The organism is Brevundimonas sp. TSRC1-1 (assembly GCF_049898245.1).
Lineage (GTDB): Bacteria > Pseudomonadota > Alphaproteobacteria > Caulobacterales > Caulobacteraceae > Brevundimonas > Brevundimonas mediterranea_A.
Window position 1 is genome coordinate 1 of the sequence record NZ_JAFCXI010000005.1, and the last position, 17,804, is coordinate 17,804.

Below are 17,804 nucleotides of genomic sequence, written 5' to 3' on the forward strand. Positions count from 1 at the left end.
CCGGCGATCCACCTCCCCCAGGGGGGAGGATTTCGGTGCTCGCATTCCTCCCCCCTTGGGGGAGGTGGATCGCCGGCGAAGCCGGCGAGACGGAGGGGGCGCGGACCTAGAACCAGCCGCCGCGGCGCCAGCGGTCGTCGCCGCGGTAGCGGTCGTCGGGGATGTAGCGGCCGGCGCGGTCGTACCAGCCATAGCCCTGCTGGTAGCGGTCGTAGCCGTCGAGGACGTAGGCCTGGTCGAAATAGGGACCGTCTTCCGCCTCCCACCAGTCGCGGGGGTAGGGGGTCTGCTGGCAGTCGTACCCGCCGTCGTTGCCGTTCCAGGACGGGGCGTAGCGGTCGCGGTAGCGGTTCTCGAAGCGGGGGCGGCACAGATCGCGGGACCAGACGCTGTTGCCGCGCGCCTGGATGGTCGCGCGTTCCTCGGCGTAGATGGCGTCGCGGACGCCGGCGAAACTGTTGCCCGTGACCACGGCCCGGCCCGAGGCGGCCGCGACCCCGACCTGGTTCACGCGGACGCGGTTCTGATCGAACAGCAGCTCGCCGTTATAGAGGACGGCGCCCTTGTCGCCCTTGCAGATCCGGCTGTTGGAGACCGAGACCGAGGCGCCCTCGACCGCCACGCCCTCGACATAGCCGCAGATCTTGGCGTTGCTGACGGCCACCTGGCCGTAGTCGCGCGCGGCGCGGACGATGAGGCCGATGGCGCGGGGGCCGAAATTGTTCGGCTGTTCCGAACCGATCAGGGTGACCGAGGTCAGGGTGGACGGGGCGCCTGATCCCGGCGTCAGGTCGACGCCCGACTGGGCCCCGGCGACGGCGGTCTCGTACAGGGTCACGGCGGCGCCGTCGGCGACGATGGCGGCCGAGACGGTGCGGGCGTCGATCAGGACGTCGCGCAGGTCCAGCAGGCCGCCGTCGACATAGAGGGCGGCCTCGTCGCCGACGTGGCGGAAACCGACCCGGCTCATGACGATCTCGGCGTTGTACCCGACCACGCAGGCCGCATCGCCGCCGCGGGGAGAGGCGAAGACCAGGTCGCGGACCTCGACCCGGACGCCGGGCGCGACGGTCAGGCAGGGCAGGCCGTCCGGCGCCTGAAGGGTCGGCGTCGCCGCATCCCAGCGGCGCGGATCGAAGCCGCTGTCGCCGATGACGGTCATCGGCTTGTCGATGTTCAGCCAGCCGACGCAGGCGCCGGCCTTGGCGCGGATGATCAATGTGCCGCCGGGGCGCACGCGCTGGACCGCGCTTTCGATCGCGCCGGAACCGGGATTGCCGCCGCAATCGACCAGGACGACCTCTTCCTGGTGCGGGGGACGGGGCAGGGGGCGCCAGTCGGGGCCGCGATAACGGCCATAGTCATAGCGGCGATGGGCGCGCGGCCGGCTGCGGGTCGGCGGGTCCAGCAGGACGCCGAAGTTGGGCCGGGTCTGGGCCTCGACCTTGGCGGCCACCTGGGCCTGAACCGGGTCGGGCAGGGCCGCCAGGGTGGATAGGGCGAAGGCCGCGAGGAGCGAGACTTTCGCGAGCGAGCGGATGTTCATGCGACCAGACCCTCCCTGTTAACGGCGCTGTTGTTGGGCGCGGGACACCTGGGACAGCAGGGCCTGCAGGCGCGAGGCCGAGGGGCCGAAGCCCGACAGCGCGGATTCGATGCGGTAGGCGACGGCGTCGGCCTTGTCCTGATCCGCCACCCCGGCGACGCCGAGGGCGAAATAGGTGGACATGGCGAACTTGGCCTCGGGGCTGCCCTGGCGGGCCGCCTCCTCGAACCACTTGAACGAGCGGGCGTAGTCGGCGGGCAGGCCGATCCCCTCGGCGTACATGACCGCCAGCACCAGCTGGGCCTCGGACGAGCCGTTGACGGCGGCCAGCTGGATGGCGCGGACCCGTTCGACCGGGGACAGCCGGCTTTCGGTCGCATGGCCGATCATGGCCTCGAAGGCCTCGATCTGCTGACGGGACAGTTGCTCGGGCGCGGTGACGGCCTCGGGGGTCACGCCCAGATAGCGCAGGGCGCGGCCGACGTGGACGAAGGGCAGTTCGCCCTGCATCCGCGACAGGGCGTATTCATAGGCGTCGCCTCGCGGGCGGCTCTCGTCCGAGAATGGCACGCCGGAGGCCGGGGCCTCCAGCGGATAGAATTCGAACGGCGGCGTCCACTGGCGCGCCTTGGCCTCGACGAAGCCGGCGTACTGGGCGCGGCCGGGCGAGGAACGTTCGAAATCCTTCATCAGCACATAGGCGCCGACGTCGCCGGTCTGGACCGCCAGATAGTTGTACAGATAGGCGTCGACGTCGTTGCGCTGGAACAGGTTGATCGCGGCCCAGTAGCCGCCGCGCGGACGCTTCTGGCCGAGGCCCTGGCCGTCGGCCGCGCGGCCCAGGGCCTCGCGCGCCTCGGGATTGTCCTCGGGCTCGCCGAACGGGCCGTACAGACCGTCATGCAGCCGGGCCAGGGTGCGATAGCCCTCGGCGTCCTGGGTCGAGAGGACGTAGATGACCCGGTCGCGCACCGCCTCCTGCTCCTCGCGGCTCATGCGCGACAGCTGGCGGTCCAGCACCTGATAGGCGCGGTGGCGTTCGAAGGCGCGGCAGTCGTCGTAGCGCGACAGCGGGCGCCAGCCGCCGCCGAACAGTCCGCCCCTGTTGCGTTCGACCCGGTTGATCGGGGCGTAGCCCTCGTCATTGGCCAGGGCCATGGCGTACCAGACCGCGCTTTCGATCGGGTCCTCGATATTCTTGTCGGTGGCGCGGACGGCGGCGTAGCGCGAGCCCAGCTCCAGCTGGGCGAAGACGTCGCCGCGGAAGGCGGCGCGGCGCAGGGCGCGCAGACCGGCCTCCTGGGCGTTGAACTCGGACCCCGTCACCGAGGCGGGGCGGGGGCAGGAGAGGGCGGCGTCATTCTGGCCGCCCCGACGCCAGAAGCCCGGCCGGCCGTCGCCGCAACTGGCCAGGAGCAGAACGGCGATCAGAAGGACCACGATCGCCAGGGCGCCGCCGGCCAGGGGCGTGCGATGCCGCTGGAGACGGAAGGGGTCGTGCGCCGTTTTGTCGTGCTCCTTCATCAGTCGCTGTCGCCCCCGGGTAATCCTGTGTACGCCATGATGCAGGACGACGCCCACGTGCGCCGACAGGTCCGATCGTTCATCATGGTTAACGCTGTTTTGCGACAAAGCTGTGCGGCAGCAAGCCCCTATTTTCAGGCCGGAGAACCTTGTTGTTTGATTTCCGATGCTTAGAAAATTCGGTCCTGAGACGAAAGCTCGCGTCGGAGACGACCGCCCCCTATATCGGCTGCGAATCGAAGGAGCCGCCCATGTCCTACGTCGCCCGCGACGACCGCCCCGCCGACAAGGCTGACCGTTACGCCGAGGTCGAGGCCGAGGTGTTGGCCGTGCTGGAGGGGGAGCCCAATCTGACGGCGCGGATGGCGACGGTCGCCTCGATGCTGGCCGACGCCTTCGACGACTTCTTCTGGACGGGCTTCTACGTGGTGGCGCCGGACAAGGCGGATGAACTGGTGGTCGGGCCCTATCAGGGGACGCTGGGCTGTCTGCGCATCGCCTTCGGGCGCGGGGTGTGCGGGACGGCGGCGACGACGCGCCAGACCCAGATCGTCGAGGACGTCCACGCCTTCCCCGGCCATATCGCCTGCGACAGCCGTTCGGCCAGCGAGATCGTCGTGCCGGTGCTGGACGCCAAGGGCGATCTGATCGCCGTGTTCGACGTGGACGCGACCACGCCGGCCGCCTTCGACGCGGTGGACCAGGCGGGGCTGGAGCGGCTGATGGCCAGGGTCTTCGCCGCCGGTTGAGCTGACAATAAGAGGGGGAGGGGATGGAGGACGAGATGACGCAACGGGTGATGGTGATCACCGGCGGGCACGGGGTGCTGGGCCGGGCCGTGCTGGAGGCTGCGCAGGCGGCGGGGTTTGCGGTCGCCGTCATCGACCACGCCGAGGGCCATCCGGTTCCGGCCGGCGTGCTGGAGATCGGCGGGGTGGACCTGACCGACGCGGCCCAGGCCGAGGGGGCCGTGGCCTCTGTGATCAGCCGGTTCGGGCGGCTGGACGTGCTGGCCAATATAGCCGGCGGGTTTGTGTGGCAGACGACGGACGACGCGGCGCCGGCCTGGGACCGGATGCAGGCGCTGAACCTGACCACCGCCCTGAACGCCAGCCGGGCGGCCCTGCCCTATCTGAAGGCGGCGTCGGACGGGCGGATCGTCAATGTCGGCTCGGCCGCGGCGCTGAAGCCCGGCGCGGGCATGGGGGCCTATGGGGCGGCCAAGCTGGGGGTTCACGCCCTGACCCAGGCCCTGGCGGAGGAGCTGAAGACGACGGCGGTGACGGTCAACGCGGTCCTGCCCTCGATCATCGACACCCCGGCCAATCGCAAGGACATGCCGGACGCCGATCCGGCGACCTGGGTCGCGCCGGCCGATCTGGCGGCGGTGATCCTGTTCCTGGCCTCGCCCGAGAGCCGGGCCATGACCGGCGCCCTGGTCCCTGTGACCGGGCGGGTCTGATGCGGGGCGATCTGGTCCGCAGCGTGCTGTATCTGCCGGCGTCGAATGCGCGGGCGGTGGAGAAGGCGCGGGGCCTGGACTGCGACGTGGCGATCCTGGACCTGGAGGACGCCGTGGCGCCCGAGGCCAAGGCCGAGGCGCGGGCGGCGGCGGTGGCGGCGGTTCGCGCCGGAGGTTTTGGGCCGAGGCTGGGGGTGCGGATCAACGCGCTGGACAGCGACTGGGGCGAGGACGATCTGGACGCCCTGGCGGAGGCGGGCGCCGGCCTGATCGTCGCCCCCAAGGTGGAGACGGTCGAGACGGTCCATGCGATCTCGGTCCGCGCGCCGGGGGCGGCGCTGTGGGCCATGATCGAGACGCCGCGCGGGCTGATCGCGCTGAACGATATTGCGGCGGCGGGCGGGCGGCTGGACGGGCTGATGCTGGGGGTCAACGACCTGGCCAAGGCGCTGGGGACCGGGGCGTCGCCGGACCGCGAACCGTTCAAGCCGTGGCTGGCGGCCCTGGTGGTGGCGGCGCGGGCGCAGGGGCTGGTGGCCATCGACGGGGTGTTCAACCGGATCGAGGATGCGGACGGCCTGGCGGCCGAGGCGGCGCAGGGGCGGCTGTACGGGTTCGACGGCAAGAGCCTGATCCACCCGTCGCAGATCGCGGCCGCCAACGCCGCCTTCTCGCCGTCCGAGGCGGAGGTCGCCCGGGCGCGCGACATTGTCGGGGCCTTCGCCGCGCCGGAGGCCGAGGGGCGGGGCGCGATCCGGGTCGGGGGCGCCATGGTCGAACGCCTGCACCTGGACCAGGCCGAAGCCTTGCTGGCGCGACACGCCGAGGCGACGAACCGCCGGTAAGGCGCCGATCCGGCGTTTCCTATTGCGCCCGGACGCTGTAGGAAGCCCGCCCTTCGAGGAGCCGGGTCATGACCACGCCACAGCCGCTGACGATCGGCATAGATTTCGGCACGACCAATTCCGTCGTCGCCCTGGCCGATCCGAAGACGGGCGCCGTCCTGGTGCAGTTCGCGATCGAGGGCGGCGAGACCGCCACCTTCCGCTCGGCCCTGAGCTTCCAGTTCCACGCCGCCGAGGGCGAGGGGCGGCCCGAACGGATCGTCGAGGCCGGGCCCTGGGCCATCGAGGCCTATGTCGAGGATCCGCACGACACCCGGTTCATCCAGTCGTTCAAGACCTTTGCCGCCAGCGCCGCCTTCACCGAGACCCGCATCCACGACCGCCGCTATACGTTCGAGGACCTGCTGTCGGCCTTCCTGCTGAAGCTGCGCCACCATGCGGGGGCGGCCATGGCCGACCTGCCGCCGCGCGTCATCGTGGGGCGGCCCGTCACCTTCGCCGGCGGACGGCCGGACGAGGCCCTGGCCCTGGAGCGTTATGAGACGGCGTTCAAGCGGCTGGGGTTCGAGGACGTCCGCTACGCCTATGAACCGGTCGGCGCCGCCTTCTATTTCGCGCGGACCCTGAAACAGGATGCGACGGTGCTGGTCGCCGACTTCGGCGGGGGCACCAGCGACTTTTCCATCATCCGTTTCGAACACACGCCCGACGGGCTGAAGTCCACGCCCCTGGCCCGGTCGGGCGTCGGGGTGGCGGGCGACGCCTTCGACTACCGGATCATCGACAATCTGGTGTCGCCGGAACTGGGCAAGGGCAGTTTCTACACCAGCCTGGGCAAGACCCTGCCGGCGCCCCAGCGCTATTATTCCGCCTTCGCCCGCTGGGACCAGCTGGCCCTGCTGCGGGCCTCGCGCGACATGCGCGACATCCGGGGCCTGGCCTCGACATCGCTGGAGCCCGAGAAGATCGAGCGGCTGATCGAGGTGCTGGACGACAATCACGGCCACGCCCTGTACCGCGCCGTCTCGACCCTGAAACAGGACCTGTCGCGCGCCGAGACGGCCCAGTTCTCGTTCGTCGCCGGCGGGGTGCGGATCGAGGCCCCGGTCGACCGCGCCCAGTTCGAGGCCTGGATCGCGCCGGAGCTGGCCGCCATCGAGACCGCCCTGGACGAGGCGCTCCAGGCCTCGGGCCTGCCGCTGGAGGGGATCGACCGGGTCTTCCTGACCGGCGGCACCTCCCTGACCCCGGCCGTGCGCGCCCTGTTCCACCGCCGCTTCGGCGCATCGCGGATCGAGACTGGCGGCGAGTTCGAATCCATCGCCGCCGGCCTGGCCCTGATCGGGCTCCAGCCCGACGTGGAGCGCTGGACCGAGGGCTGAGCCGCCGCCGCGGTGCGGGAACATCGGCGGCGCGCGGGTCTTATTTCCTGAAACCCAGGAGACAGACCATGACCGACCGCAACCGCGAGCAACAGGCCGAGGACGCCCTGCCCCAGGGCGTCGCCCGGGGCCGATCGCTGAACACCCCGCCGGAAGAGCTGCGGCTGCGCGCCGGCGGAATCGGGCCGGGCGGCCAGATCGGGCCGGACCCCCTGACGCAGCGGCTGCAGGAAGGCCCGTCGTCCAGCCGCCAGCCCGAAGGCGACCTGCCCCAGGGCCCCCTCAGCGCCGATCCCCGCACGCCGGTCCCGACCACCGCGAAGGACGAGGACGTCGACGACCTGGACCAGAGCTGAGGCCGATGGGGGCGGGGAGGCGGCGTCGCCTCAAGCGGAACCCTTGCCGCCGCCCTGCGGTTTGAGCTGAAACCTGAGGAGACAAGCCGTGGACGAGTTCAAGCGAGACGATCCGAACGTCATCATCCCGCTGACCAGCACATTGCCGCGGGTCGAGGAAACCATCGTCATCCAGCGGGAAAGCAGCGCAGGCTGGTGGGCGGTCGGCATCCTGTGTTCGCTGGTCCTGGTCGTCGCCGTGTGGCTGCTGACGCGGCCGGACGGCGCGGACGACCTGACCGACCTTCGCCTCGCCCAGGCCGAAGCCGCCGCAGCGGAAGCCCAGGCGACGGCGGCGAACGCCGTGACCGCGACCAGCGCGACTGTGAATGACCGTGTGGCCATCGCCCAGGCCGAGGCCATGGAGGCGCGCGCCGACGCCGTCCGCGCCACGCAGGAAGCGCGGGCTGCGGAAGCCCAGGCCGCGGAACCGATTGTTGTGGAGCGGGCGACGGCGGTCCGACCGGCGGCGTCCAACGGCACGGCCGTGGTGACGAGCACGTCGCCGCAGCCTTAGGGAGCGGGGCGAACGGTTGGGCTGACGTGGGGGGGCGAGCGCTGGCGGAGCTCCATGCCGGGTCTCGCCATGGGGCGGACAGCCGGCGGAAGGGGATTTCCCGGCAGCTCTCAAACCTCTGTCGACCTGTCCGCGCGAGATTTAATCAGGGGGGCGGGAATAATCGCCGTGCGTCGGCTGTCTATTGCAGGTCCAGCCCACAGAAGGAGTTGACCTGTGATAACCCGCGCCATCATCGCAACCGTGTTCGCGCTGTCCGTATCCACCGCCGCGCTGGCCGCTGATCCGGCCAGAACGGGGGAAACCGCAAAAGGTCCCGCGCTCACGAACGCGCAGGGCATGACCCTCTATACGTTCGATAAGGACAGCGACGGCAAATCGGTCTGCAATGGACCCTGCGCCGCAAACTGGCCGCCCTTCGCCGCCGATGCGGATGCGCAAGCGAGCGGAAGCTATACCGTCGTCATCCGGGACGACGGCTCCCGTCAATGGGCCTACCAGGGCCGCCCCCTCTACACCTGGGCCAAGGACGCCAAGCCGGGCGACATCACCGGCGACGGCGTCCTCAACGGCGCTTGGCGCATCGCGCAGCCCTAGGCGCTCTAGGCTGCGGACGCGAGACGAGCAACTGGCGTGACGGCTGTCCGGACACGACCTCGCCGTTGCGACTATCGGCAGCGGCCGGGGCTCGTTCGGAGCCGCACGGACCTGGCCTCGCAATGGCTCAGCTGAGCCTTCGCAAGCGACTTTGCCTTCCGAATGAGCCCTGTTCGCCGAAAGCGGACTTTCTCGATGTCCCTTAGAGTCAGGCGCGGATATCTGCGCATTACGTCGAGCGCTATCCCGCAGCCGCGACCTGCACCAGCCTGCGGCGGAGCCGCGGCCATTGCAGATCTCCGACTTCTTCTGACGTGAACCCGAGATGTCCCCTCTGGGTCAGGACGGCCAGTTCGCCCAGTCCGAACACGTGCGGCGTCTCCTTGGCGATCTGCGACAGACGACCGCCTGCCTTCTCCCAGGGATGAAGGCCGGTTTCATCAGCTAGAAGATCGACCCCCGTCAGCAGGATCACGCGGGTAGGCTGCCGATCTGCGGTGCGGCGGTGCCAGCCCCATTTGGCGAGTCCCTTCAGACGACTGATCTCCTGAGCGGAAAAGGCCGGCTTCAAGGTCGCGCAGACCAGAAACGCGCCCGGCAATGCCTCGGCCAGGGTCTTCAGTCGGTCGATGTCGCCAGCCTTGAAGCCTTCGGCGGCCAGACTTTTGCACTCTCCGACAAGAGTCTGCGGATCCTTGCAGCGCCGCCCCCATTGGCTCGAGCCCTTCCAGGCGAAGAAGTCGGTTTCTAGACGATGTCCGTCCGCCCGCTTCAACTCAAGGCTGGTGGTGTAGGTGAACGGATCCATACTTCGAAAATCGTTCAGCCAGGCCAGGGTTAGGGCAACGCAATATCCGCCCTGGGCGTAGTGAGGCGTCGCGAACGGTCCGAAGACGCGATATCTGAACCGGTCTTTCGAGGGCGGCGACTGAGGGAAGGCGAAGTCCTGCCGGCAGCGCAAGCAGCGGACGATGGTTGCCACCTCGTCCAGACTGAACCAGTTTTCCTTGGCGCAGTGCGGACAGGGCGCGGTCAAGCCGAGCTGTAGGGCCTTGGCCTCAACCAAAGCGTCGAGGCGGTTCTTGCCGAACCCGCCCTTGCGCTGGTCAACCTTTTTGACAGTATCGACCCAGGTCTTCACCAAGGCGGTCGAGTCCGGAAACTCTTCCGTCGTACCATCCGCCCGAACCACCCGGCTCCGGGCCATGCTGTCGAGCAGTTTCAGGATCGCATCTGACTTGAGCAGATGAGCGCCCCAGAGACCGCCCAAGCTGGAAATGACCTGTTCCGCGATGCGTCCGGCGTCGGACGGCTTGGCCTCCAGTTCCCTAGACTTCAACCAACTGGTCACCGCTTGATTGCGGGTCGCAATTTGAACGGTGCCGGTCGTTTCGGCTATGGTTCGGAAAGCTACGTAGCCCTCCCGAGACGGATAGACAGCATCGACAAGCCCGCGGACCGGCGCATAGTCCGTCAGCGGCGTTGCAGCGGAAGGCAACGCTTCCGCCAGAGGGCTTTCGAAGTTGTAGCTCCGGATCTGAACCGTGTTGACCCAGGCCGGTCCTGCGCTGGGCAAATTGGTTTCAAAACCGGGTGCCAGGACGGGCGGTCGAATTGACAATTCGCTGGATCCGGTGGGCGTCAATTCCGTCGTCTGGCGGCGCGCATGGACCATTGCGAGGGACGGCTGGAATACCCGTTCTTCATCTCGATCCAGCCAAATGGGTTCATACCAGTCCTGGGTGGTCACGCTCCATTGCGGCAGGTCGGCCGGAAGGTTCAATCGTTCAAGAACGGATGTGCTGTCGAGCGATCGGGCGATATGCATCGCTGTCCCGATCATCACGCCGTGGGGATTGGTAGGCAACGGACGATGGTTGATATGGATGCGTTGGAGGATGTGCTCGCGGCTCTGTTCCAGCCAGTGCACATTGACCAACAACGGGTCGCGGTTGAATAGGCGGAAATTCCAAGCGTCGATGACGTCTGGACCATGCAACGGGTCGAAAATGAAGACGCTTGGGTCCCCCCGATCAGCGAACTGGCGCTCCAGATCGTGCAGCGTGTAGCGCAGTGGATATCGGGCTCCGCCTTCGGCGACCTTGCGCCAAGCATCAATGTCGGGGGCGACCGATTTGGCGTCCGTGACGTCAACATAGGCTTGCTGGACGAACTGAAGATCACCAGCTTGAGGAAACAGGCCATAAGCCGCTTCGCAGAACGCCTCGCCGATGCGATCGCCACTGGTGAAATTCAGATGCTCAACAGGGTGACGCCGCTGGTATTGCAGGCCTGACCGATAGAGATGGGCGTAGACGGAAAACATGTCGATCCCGACTTCGAAGCGCGGTGCGGCGTTGATCTCCCGACCAACCATCTCCTCTAGCTGCAGGAACCGCTTGCGGCCGCCGAACGCACGGGCCGCTTTCAACCCGGCCCGGTCGAACTGTCCCGCCGCAGTCTCCACAAAGACGTCCGGCTCAAAAAACCGCAGGTACCCCTGCGTAACCTTCGCTGGCGATGACCGTTGATTTGGCCCCTTCCGCCAGGCGGCGGGAACCCGACCCATGACGGGAATGAGGGGACACAGGGATCCCCCCCACAGGCAGGTTGCCATGCGCAGAACTTCGCTTAAGCGTCGACGGTCCATTGGATCGACGAAAAAGCCGAGCCGCACGGGCCTAAGCGAGACAGTGGCGGAGATCGGTTTCAGGAAACGGCTCGCACAGCAAAATAGAATGCTGGTCTGAACCGGAAACAGCGATCTCGCAACGCACCTTCGCCGCCAAAAAGCGTCGTTTCGCCCTAACACCCCCTAACATCGACCCACCCGCGTCGGGGCGCACGGCAAGCGCATCCCTTTCGGCGCAAAATTCCCGATGAGGCGCAAAGCGATCAACGCCTAGAGCGGCCGATTTGGAAGCAGATGAAGGCACATGGCGACAGCTGCAAAAAGAGCGGTCGTGTAATACCGGCACATGAGTCGAGGACGGCTATCGATCGGTCTGGGCGAGGCGTCCAGACGCGGAGCCAGTCTTAAGTGGTTTTGAGCCACTTTTAAGTGGTCCCGACAGGAGTGGTAGGCCCGGAGGGACTCGAACCCCCAACCAGACCGTTATGAGCGGTCGGCTCTAACCATTGAGCTACAGGCCCCCAGGACGCGACGGGACCGGCGGTCCCTGGCGCGCGGCGCGGCGGGAGGAACCGCCTAGCAGGGGTTGGCGCGGCTTGCCAAGGGGCGCGGGGTCGTCGGACGGGTTTCGGCGAATTCATCAAGATGAACGGAAACCGACGGGGAGGCGCGGACGTTGGTTCAGGTGTAAAAGGCCAAGGTTGCGGCCATGGATCGACGAACCCGTCGGTCGGGATCGTTCTACGGAGATTTCTGCATGAAACGCGCGTTCAAAACCCTGATGCTGGGCGGGGCCCTGACGGCCGCCGTCGCCCTGGGCGCGGCCGCGCCGACGATGGCCCAGACCCTGCAGCCGGGCGCGATCCAGATGATGCAGCCCGCGCCGTCGCTGAACCTGTCGGCCTATGGCGAGGTCAAGGCCGCGCCGGACATGGCGACCATCAGCTTCGGCGTCCAGACCGAGGCGGCGACGGCCCAGGAGGCCATGCGCGACAATGCGACCCAGATGACCCAGGTCATGGCCGCCCTGCGCCGCGCCGGGATCGCCGAGCGCGACGTCCAGACCTCGGGCCTGAACCTGTCGGCGCAATATGACTATGTGCAGAACGAACCGCCCAAGCTGCGCGGCTATCAGGCCGTGAACCGGGTGACGGTGACGATCAACGACCTGAGCAAGGTCGGAACCACCGCCGACGCCGTCGTCGCCGCCGGGGTCAACCAGATCGACGGCATCAGCTTCGGCCTGAAGGATCCGAGCGCGGCCGAGGATCGCGCGCGTCAGCTGGCCGTGCGCGCCCTGCAGGCCAAGGCGCAGCTGTACGCCCAGGCCCTGAACGTCCAGCTGGCCGGCATCCGCAACCTGAGCGAAGGCGGCGGCTATTCGCCCGCGCCGCCGCAGCTGTTCGCCGTGCGCGCCATGGCGATGGAAAGCCGCGACAGCACCCCGGTCGCCGCCGGCGAACTGACGGTCCGGATCGACATCACCGGCGTCTACGACATCGCCCGCTGATCCGCGGTTCGGAATGAAGAAAGGCCCGCCGTCGCCGGCGGGCCTTTTTTGCATTCGGCGTGAGGGTCGATCGTTTCCCTGGTGGGAAAGGGGCGGGCGTCAGCCGGCGCGCTTGATCTCGTTGGCGTCGTCCAGCAGCACGACATTGGGCGTCCACTGGCGGGCTTCTTCCTGGGGCAGCTGGCCGTAGGTGACGACGATCACCTTGTCGTTCTTCTGGACCAGGCGGGCGGCGGCGCCGTTGACGCCGATGACCCGGGAGCCGCGCGGCGCCTCGATGGCGTAGGTGGTGAACCGCGCGCCGTTGGTGATGTTCAGCACATCGACCTGTTCGTGCGGAAAGATGCCCGCCGCGTCCAGCAGATCCATGTCGATGGCGATCGAGCCTTCGTAATCGAGGTCGGCCTGGGTCACCGTGGCGCGGTGCAGCTTGGATTTCATCAGGGTGACCAGCATGGGGCGGTCTCCGGTCTATGGCGCGGGCGACAGGCCCCCGCTCGCTTGCGGCTCATATAGGGATTTCCGGGACGCGCATCAATCGTCACGCGGCGCCGCAACATGGTGGATCCGGGGCGATCCGACGCGCCTACGTTGCGGGACGTTCATTTGACGGTGACCGTTCCGAGGCTATGGTGAAGCCGAGCCATTTTCGGCCCCTTGCGAGCGCGCCTTCTCCCATGAAGCAATTCTTCCTGACGGTCCTGGGTGTCTTCACCGGACTGATCCTGTTCGTCGTCGTCATTCCGGTGGTGCTGCTGACCGTGGCGATCGCCGGCTCGTCCAAGCCGACGGCGCCCGCGACCTCGGTGCTGGAGCTGGACCTGCGCGAGGGCGTCAGCGACCAGCCCTCGACCAACCCGTTCGCGGCCTTCGGCGGGTCCGGCCTGTCGGTGACCCAGGTGGTGGACGGCCTGGCCCAGGCCGAGGAGGACAAGAGCGTCAAGGCCCTGCTGATCCGCCTGCCGGAAAGCGGCATGACCCCGGCGACGGCGGACGAACTGCGCCAGGCGGTCCGCCGCTTCCGCGCCTCGGGCAAGCCGGTCATCGCCCACAGCCAGGGCTTCGCGCCCATGGGGGCGGTGATGTCCACCTATATGGTCGGGGCCTCGGCCTCGGAACTGTGGATGCAGAACACGGCCGGCTTCCAGGCGACGGGCTTCTCGGCCGACAGCGTCTTCCTGGGGCGGGCGTTCGAGAAATACGGGGTGCGCGCCGATTTCGAGCAGCGCTACGAGTACAAGAACGCCGTCAACGAATACACCCAGAGCGACTATACCGGCCCGCACCGCGAGGCCATGACCGCCTGGATGACCTCCCTCTATGACAGCGCCCTGGCCAATGCGGCCCAGGACCGCAAGACGACGCCGGCGGCGCTGAAGACCGTGATCGAGGCCGGCCCCTATTCGGCCGAACAGGCCCTGGCGAACAAGTTGATCGACAAGATCGGCCAGGTCGAGGAGGCCGAGGCCGAGATCAAGCGCCGCGCCGGCAAGGGCGCCGAAATCGTCGAGTTCGACCAGTACACGTCGGACAAGGGCGAGCGGACCGGCTCGGGCAAGAACGCCATCGCCATCGTCGGCGGCGAGGGCGCCATCGTGACCGGACGCAGCGACGGCGGCGGCTTCGGCGGCGGCTCTTCGATCCATTCGGACGACACGGCCGAGGCCATCTATGACGCCATCGAGGACAAGGGCGTGAAGGCCATCGTCTTCCGCGTCTCTTCGCCGGGCGGATCGCCCGAAGCCTCGGAACAGATCCTGGCCGCCGTGCGCGCGGCCCGCGCCGCCGGCAAGCCGGTGGTGGTCTCCATGGGCGCCTATGCGGCCTCGGGCGGCTACTGGATCAGTTCGGAAGCCGACTGGATCGTGGCCCAGCCCTCGACCCTGACCGGCTCGATCGGCGTGTTCGGCGGCAAGTTCGTGATCGCCGACGCCCTGGGCCGGTTCGGCGTGGACATGCGCGAACTGACGGTCGGCGGTCCCTACGCCGACGCCTTCTCGCCGACCCAGTCCTTCACCAACAGCCAGCGCGCCGCCTTCGCCGGCTCGATGGACCGGATCTACGACGACTTCATCACGCGGGTGGCCACGGGCCGCAAGCTGGAGCCGGCCCGCGTGCGCGAGATCGCCAAGGGCCGGGTCTGGACCGGCGCCCAGGCCCTGCCGCTGGGCCTGGTCGATCAACTGGGCGGCCTGACCGAGGCGGTGGCCAAGGCCAAGGCCCTGGCCAAGATCCCCGCCGGGGAATCGGTCCGCTTCAAGCATTTCCCCAAGTCGAAGTCGCCGTGGGAAGCACTGTCCGAGATGTTCGGCGTCCAGAGCGAGGCGGCCCAGGCCCTGGTCATGCTGGGCGGCGTCATGGCCGATCCCCAGGCCCAGGCGGTGATGCGCCGCATCGAAGGCGAGCGGATGCGCAGCGAGGGCGCGGTGGTCCTGGCCGACCAGCCGATGTTCTGAGGCCGGCAGTGACGATCCATCGCACGCAGGCTTGAAGGCGGATCCATTGACCGCGAGGCCCGATGGACCGACATTGTGGAATGGGCGTTCTTCGGGACGCCTGAAAGGATGACCCATGTTCCAGCCTGAACGTCTCGCCACCATCGGCTTCGCCGCTCGCCGCCGGCCCAACGGCCTCGTGGCCTCCGTGATGTGGATCGCCGGCATGATCGCCGCCGTCGCCGCCATGGCCGTGGGCGCGGTCCTGGCCGTGTTCACCGCCGCCGCCGTCGCGGTGATCGCCCTGTTCGCCGGGGTGCTGGTCTTCCTGGCCGGTCTGGCCATGCGCGCGCGCCGCAACCTGGCGCCCCGCCGCCGCGCCGGGGATCCCGACGTGATCGAGGCGCACAAGGTGGACGGGACCTGGGTCGCCTACGGCTGGGAACGCCACGGCCGCTGAGGCCTGAAGCCATGATTGACCTGATTGCGGCGCCCTCGCCGAACTTCGACGCGCGTCGGGCGCCGCCCGACATGCTGGTGCTGCACTATACCGGCATGGAGACGGGCGAGGCCGCCCTGGCGCGGCTGCGCGACCCCGAGGCCAAGGTGTCGGCCCATTATCTGGTCGAGGAGGACGGCCGGATCTTCCAGCTCGTGCCCGAGGAACGGCGCGCCTGGCATGCCGGGACGGGGGTCTGGCGCGGCGAGACCGACTGCAACGCCGCCTCCATCGGCATAGAGATCGTCAATCCGGGCCATGAGTTCGGCTATCGGCTGTTTCCCGAGGCCCAGATCGCGGCGGTCATCGCCCTGATCGGCGACATCCGGGACCGCTGGACCATTCCCGACAACCGCATCATCGCCCATTCCGACCTGGCGCCGGCGCGCAAGACCGATCCCGGCGAACTGTTCCCGTGGAAACGCCTGGCCGAGGCCGGCCACGGCCTCTGGTTCGAACCGGCGCCCGAGCGGATCAGGGCCCTGGGCGGCCTGTTGCAGAAGGGCGATCAGGGAATCGGCGTGGTCGTGCTGCGCGCCGGCCTGCACCGGCTGGGCTATGGGCTGACGCCCGGCGGCGATTATGACGCCGAGACCGAAACCACGGTCCGCGCCTTCCAGCGCCACTGGCGCCCCGACCGCATCGACGGCGTCGCCGACGGCGAGACGCGGGCGCGGCTGGTCGGCCTGCTGCAACTGGCCAGCGTCGAAAGCGTCACGGGCGTGCTGGACTAGGGGGCGGCCTGCGGTGCAGGGCCGCCAGCAGGCCTACGCCCAGCCAGGCGCCCAGAATGGGGCTCATGCCGATCCCGACGAGAGGGACGGGGAAGGCGCCGAACATCGGCGTGACCGCCCACAAGGCCAGGCAGAGGCTCAGCGCCGCGCCGGCCAGAGCCGATCCGGATTTGGATGGACTCAGGGCGGCCGGAACCGCAACGACGCCGATCAGGGCGATCAGCGCCAGGCCGCCGATGACGGGCGACAGTCGAAAGGCCATCCCGACGATCTCCTCCACTTCGGCGACCGGTTGCAAGGGGTCGGGCCGCATCCAGGCCACAGTGGTCAACAGACCGGCGCCCGCGATGGCCAGCGCCTTCATCACGCGGGTCTTCAGCGAAAAGGCGGCGACCAGCCCGATCACCCCGGCCATCGCCGTGGCCTGGGACGCGTCCGGCTGGGCGACCAGGAGCGCCAGGGCGACGAAGGCCGCGATCCAGACCGTCAGGCGGTCCGCCGCCATCGCCAGAGCGACCGCTGCGGCAGGCGATACGACCATGGCGACATTGACGTGAAGGGGACCGACGTCGATCCAACGATGAACGCCCTCCTGGGCCGGATTGAAGAAGGCGGTCGCCAGCCCTGCGACCGCCAGCCAAGGCACGATAGGCAGGACCGCAGGCCGCGCCGTCGCCGCCAAACCCGCCGCAGCCAGCCCCCCAACCATCCAGGCCGCCAGATTTCGCACCCAGGATCCTGTCGGCACGCCGCTGGCCGCGCACACCCACGCCCCCACGCCGACCGCCGCCAGCGAGGCGGCTCCGAAGATCACCAGCAGCCGCGCGCGCCCGTTGGCCGCCCCATACTTCATCATGTCCGCCATCCTCCGACAGGCTTATCAGCCATGGCGGTTCTGTCTCGTCAATCAGCCGCGCAGGGCCTCGCCCAGCTAGTTGTTGACCTGCGCGACGTGGCGGCGCATCTAGCCCCCGCCAGACGGCTGGGCGGTCGCGGCGGGACTTGATCTCGTCGAGGAAAGTCCGGGCTCCACGGTGAAAAGGCGGCGGATAACTTCCGCCCGGGGCGACCCGAGGGATAGCGCCACAGAAAGCAAACCTCCGGCCTTGCGAGGCCGGTAAGGGTGAAAGGGTGGGGTAAGAGCCCACCGCGTGCCTGGCAACAGGGACGGCATGGCAAGCCCCGCCTGGAGCAAGACCAAATAGGGACATCGCGCGGGGTTCGCCCTGCGGGGCTCACCGCCTCAGATGTCCGGGTAGGTCGCGAGAACCGTTCAGCAATGGACGGTCCAGAGGAATGATCGTCGTCGTTCCGGGTTTCGGCCTGGGGCGGAACAAAACCCGGCTTACAGGCCGTCTGGCATATTTTCCCAAGGCCTATCGCGCTTCGCGCTACTTGAGGCGGTTTTCTTGGGCCTATCGCGCTTCGCGTTACTTGAGGCCGGTTTTTCTCGGGCCTATCGGCCTTCTTGAGCCAGTGGGGTGGGACGCCGGCGCCTCCCCATTGCGCGTCGCCTGGTCCGGGTTCGGATTATCCCCGCATTTCAGTGTTCTGGCGACGCTCCCGCAGTTTTGCGGTCGTTAACCTGTTGACGGGTCAGGGAAGGTTAGAACGCCCCACAGCCTGTGAATACTAGGCGTGTTCCGTGTATGTTCTGTATGTTCAAGCGTGCCTAAGTCGTCACATGTCAAAACATGGTTAAATCTTGGCTTCGATCCCATTGAGA

At 68.2% G+C, this 17,804-nt stretch carries 16 protein-coding genes, 1 tRNA gene and 1 other RNA gene; 12 read left to right on the forward strand and 6 right to left on the reverse strand.

The genetic code is table 11. The features are described 5' to 3' along the window. Positions 1-106 precede the first annotated feature (106 nt). Together ACP7CK_RS16110 and ACP7CK_RS16115 are read right to left on the reverse strand one after the other, a co-directional pair. Complete coding sequence (locus ACP7CK_RS16110; protein WP_426026677.1) at positions 107-1,546, reverse strand: hypothetical protein; 1,440 nt, start codon at positions 1,544-1,546, stop codon at positions 107-109. 18 nt (positions 1,547-1,564) lie between these two features. Further along, positions 1,565-3,070 (reverse strand): tetratricopeptide repeat protein, encoded by a 1,506-nt coding sequence (locus ACP7CK_RS16115; protein ID WP_426026678.1) that lies wholly within the window; start codon positions 3,068-3,070, stop codon positions 1,565-1,567. Between the two features lie 251 nt (positions 3,071-3,321). Here ACP7CK_RS16115 and ACP7CK_RS16120 point away from each other — a divergent pair, with 251 nt between their 5' ends. The 7 genes from ACP7CK_RS16120 (at position 3,322) to ACP7CK_RS16150 (ending at position 8,268) form a co-directional block, all read left to right on the forward strand. After that, positions 3,322-3,819, forward strand: a complete 498-nt coding sequence (locus tag ACP7CK_RS16120; RefSeq protein ID WP_426026679.1) for a GAF domain-containing protein — start codon at positions 3,322-3,324, stop codon at positions 3,817-3,819. 35 nt (positions 3,820-3,854) lie between these two features. Further along, positions 3,855-4,532, forward strand: a complete 678-nt coding sequence (locus ACP7CK_RS16125) for an SDR family NAD(P)-dependent oxidoreductase (protein WP_426026680.1) — start codon at positions 3,855-3,857, stop codon at positions 4,530-4,532. Continuing rightward, on the forward strand, positions 4,532-5,377 hold the full coding sequence (locus ACP7CK_RS16130) for an HpcH/HpaI aldolase/citrate lyase family protein (protein ID WP_426026681.1): 846 nt from the start codon (positions 4,532-4,534) through the stop codon (positions 5,375-5,377). Before ACP7CK_RS16125 ends, ACP7CK_RS16130 begins: the two co-directional genes overlap by 1 nt. A gap of 68 nt (positions 5,378-5,445) precedes the next feature. Next, positions 5,446-6,759, forward strand: a complete 1,314-nt coding sequence (locus ACP7CK_RS16135; protein WP_426026682.1) for an Hsp70 family protein — start codon at positions 5,446-5,448, stop codon at positions 6,757-6,759. A gap of 68 nt (positions 6,760-6,827) precedes the next feature. Next, positions 6,828-7,115, forward strand: a complete 288-nt coding sequence (locus ACP7CK_RS16140) for a hypothetical protein (RefSeq protein WP_154725489.1) — start codon at positions 6,828-6,830, stop codon at positions 7,113-7,115. A gap of 88 nt (positions 7,116-7,203) precedes the next feature. Beyond that, positions 7,204-7,671 carry a hypothetical protein gene (locus ACP7CK_RS16145; protein WP_292148365.1) on the forward strand — a complete coding sequence of 156 codons (468 nt, stop codon included), beginning with the start codon at positions 7,204-7,206 and terminating at the stop codon, positions 7,669-7,671. Positions 7,672-7,887: 216 nt separating this feature from the next. Then, positions 7,888-8,268 (forward strand): COG4315 family predicted lipoprotein, encoded by a 381-nt coding sequence (locus ACP7CK_RS16150; protein ID WP_426026683.1) that lies wholly within the window; start codon positions 7,888-7,890, stop codon positions 8,266-8,268. Positions 8,269-8,509: 241 nt separating this feature from the next. Here ACP7CK_RS16150 and ACP7CK_RS16155 read toward each other — a convergent pair whose 3' ends face one another. Together ACP7CK_RS16155 and ACP7CK_RS16160 are read right to left on the reverse strand one after the other, a co-directional pair. Beyond that, complete coding sequence (locus tag ACP7CK_RS16155) at positions 8,510-10,735, reverse strand: hypothetical protein (protein ID WP_426026684.1); 2,226 nt, start codon at positions 10,733-10,735, stop codon at positions 8,510-8,512. Between the two features lie 610 nt (positions 10,736-11,345). After that, positions 11,346-11,421, reverse strand: a tRNA-Ile gene (locus tag ACP7CK_RS16160). Positions 11,422-11,657: 236 nt separating this feature from the next. Here ACP7CK_RS16160 and ACP7CK_RS16165 point away from each other — a divergent pair. Next, entirely contained in the window at positions 11,658-12,410 is a 753-nt protein-coding gene (locus ACP7CK_RS16165; protein WP_426026685.1) for an SIMPL domain-containing protein, read from the forward strand. 99 nt (positions 12,411-12,509) lie between these two features. On the opposite strand, the gene panD is transcribed toward ACP7CK_RS16165, so the two are convergent. Beyond that, positions 12,510-12,866 carry an aspartate 1-decarboxylase gene (gene panD / locus ACP7CK_RS16170; RefSeq protein WP_008263195.1) on the reverse strand — a complete coding sequence of 119 codons (357 nt, stop codon included), beginning with the start codon at positions 12,864-12,866 and terminating at the stop codon, positions 12,510-12,512. A 221-nt stretch (positions 12,867-13,087) separates the two neighbouring features. On the opposite strand from panD, the gene sppA reads away from it, so the two are divergent. The 3 genes from sppA (at position 13,088) to ACP7CK_RS16185 (ending at position 16,078) form a co-directional block, all read left to right on the forward strand. Then, positions 13,088-14,866: a signal peptide peptidase SppA gene (gene sppA, locus ACP7CK_RS16175; protein WP_426026686.1), complete on the forward strand. Its 1,779-nt coding sequence runs from the start codon at positions 13,088-13,090 to the stop codon at positions 14,864-14,866. 115 nt (positions 14,867-14,981) lie between these two features. Beyond that, positions 14,982-15,305: a hypothetical protein gene (locus tag ACP7CK_RS16180; protein ID WP_008259396.1), complete on the forward strand. Its 324-nt coding sequence runs from the start codon at positions 14,982-14,984 to the stop codon at positions 15,303-15,305. An 11-nt stretch (positions 15,306-15,316) separates the two neighbouring features. Further along, a complete protein-coding gene (locus ACP7CK_RS16185; protein ID WP_426026687.1) occupies positions 15,317-16,078 on the forward strand; it encodes a peptidoglycan recognition protein family protein in 762 nt (253 codons plus the stop codon). On the opposite strand, the gene ACP7CK_RS16190 is transcribed toward ACP7CK_RS16185, so the two are convergent. Further along, entirely contained in the window at positions 16,059-16,934 is an 876-nt protein-coding gene (locus ACP7CK_RS16190; protein WP_426026688.1) for a hypothetical protein, read from the reverse strand. The two genes, ACP7CK_RS16185 and ACP7CK_RS16190, sit on opposite strands and share 20 nt — an antisense overlap. 118 nt (positions 16,935-17,052) lie before the next feature. On the opposite strand from ACP7CK_RS16190, the gene rnpB reads away from it, so the two are divergent. Next, positions 17,053-17,442: RNase P RNA component class A (gene rnpB, locus ACP7CK_RS16195), an RNA gene on the forward strand. Positions 17,443-17,804 lie beyond the last annotated feature (362 nt).

Bases quoted from the DNA above. Each gene is read 5' to 3' on its own strand.
- ACP7CK_RS16110 (WP_426026677.1), bottom strand. From the start codon at position 1,546: ATGAACATCCGCTCGCTCGCGAAAGTCTCGCTCCTCGCGGCCTTCGCC.
- ACP7CK_RS16115 (WP_426026678.1), bottom strand. From the start codon at position 3,070: ATGAAGGAGCACGACAAAACGGCGCACGACCCCTTCCGTCTCCAGCGG.
- ACP7CK_RS16120 (WP_426026679.1), top strand. From the start codon at position 3,322: ATGTCCTACGTCGCCCGCGACGACCGCCCCGCCGACAAGGCTGACCGT.
- ACP7CK_RS16125 (WP_426026680.1), top strand. From the start codon at position 3,855: ATGACGCAACGGGTGATGGTGATCACCGGCGGGCACGGGGTGCTGGGC.
- ACP7CK_RS16130 (WP_426026681.1), top strand. From the start codon at position 4,532: ATGCGGGGCGATCTGGTCCGCAGCGTGCTGTATCTGCCGGCGTCGAAT.
- ACP7CK_RS16135 (WP_426026682.1), top strand. From the start codon at position 5,446: ATGACCACGCCACAGCCGCTGACGATCGGCATAGATTTCGGCACGACC.
- ACP7CK_RS16140 (WP_154725489.1), top strand. From the start codon at position 6,828: ATGACCGACCGCAACCGCGAGCAACAGGCCGAGGACGCCCTGCCCCAG.
- ACP7CK_RS16165 (WP_426026685.1), top strand. From the start codon at position 11,658: ATGAAACGCGCGTTCAAAACCCTGATGCTGGGCGGGGCCCTGACGGCC.
- panD (WP_008263195.1), bottom strand. From the start codon at position 12,866: ATGCTGGTCACCCTGATGAAATCCAAGCTGCACCGCGCCACGGTGACC.
- sppA (WP_426026686.1), top strand. From the start codon at position 13,088: ATGAAGCAATTCTTCCTGACGGTCCTGGGTGTCTTCACCGGACTGATC.
- ACP7CK_RS16180 (WP_008259396.1), top strand. From the start codon at position 14,982: ATGTTCCAGCCTGAACGTCTCGCCACCATCGGCTTCGCCGCTCGCCGC.
- ACP7CK_RS16185 (WP_426026687.1), top strand. From the start codon at position 15,317: ATGATTGACCTGATTGCGGCGCCCTCGCCGAACTTCGACGCGCGTCGG.
- ACP7CK_RS16190 (WP_426026688.1), bottom strand. From the start codon at position 16,934: ATGATGAAGTATGGGGCGGCCAACGGGCGCGCGCGGCTGCTGGTGATC.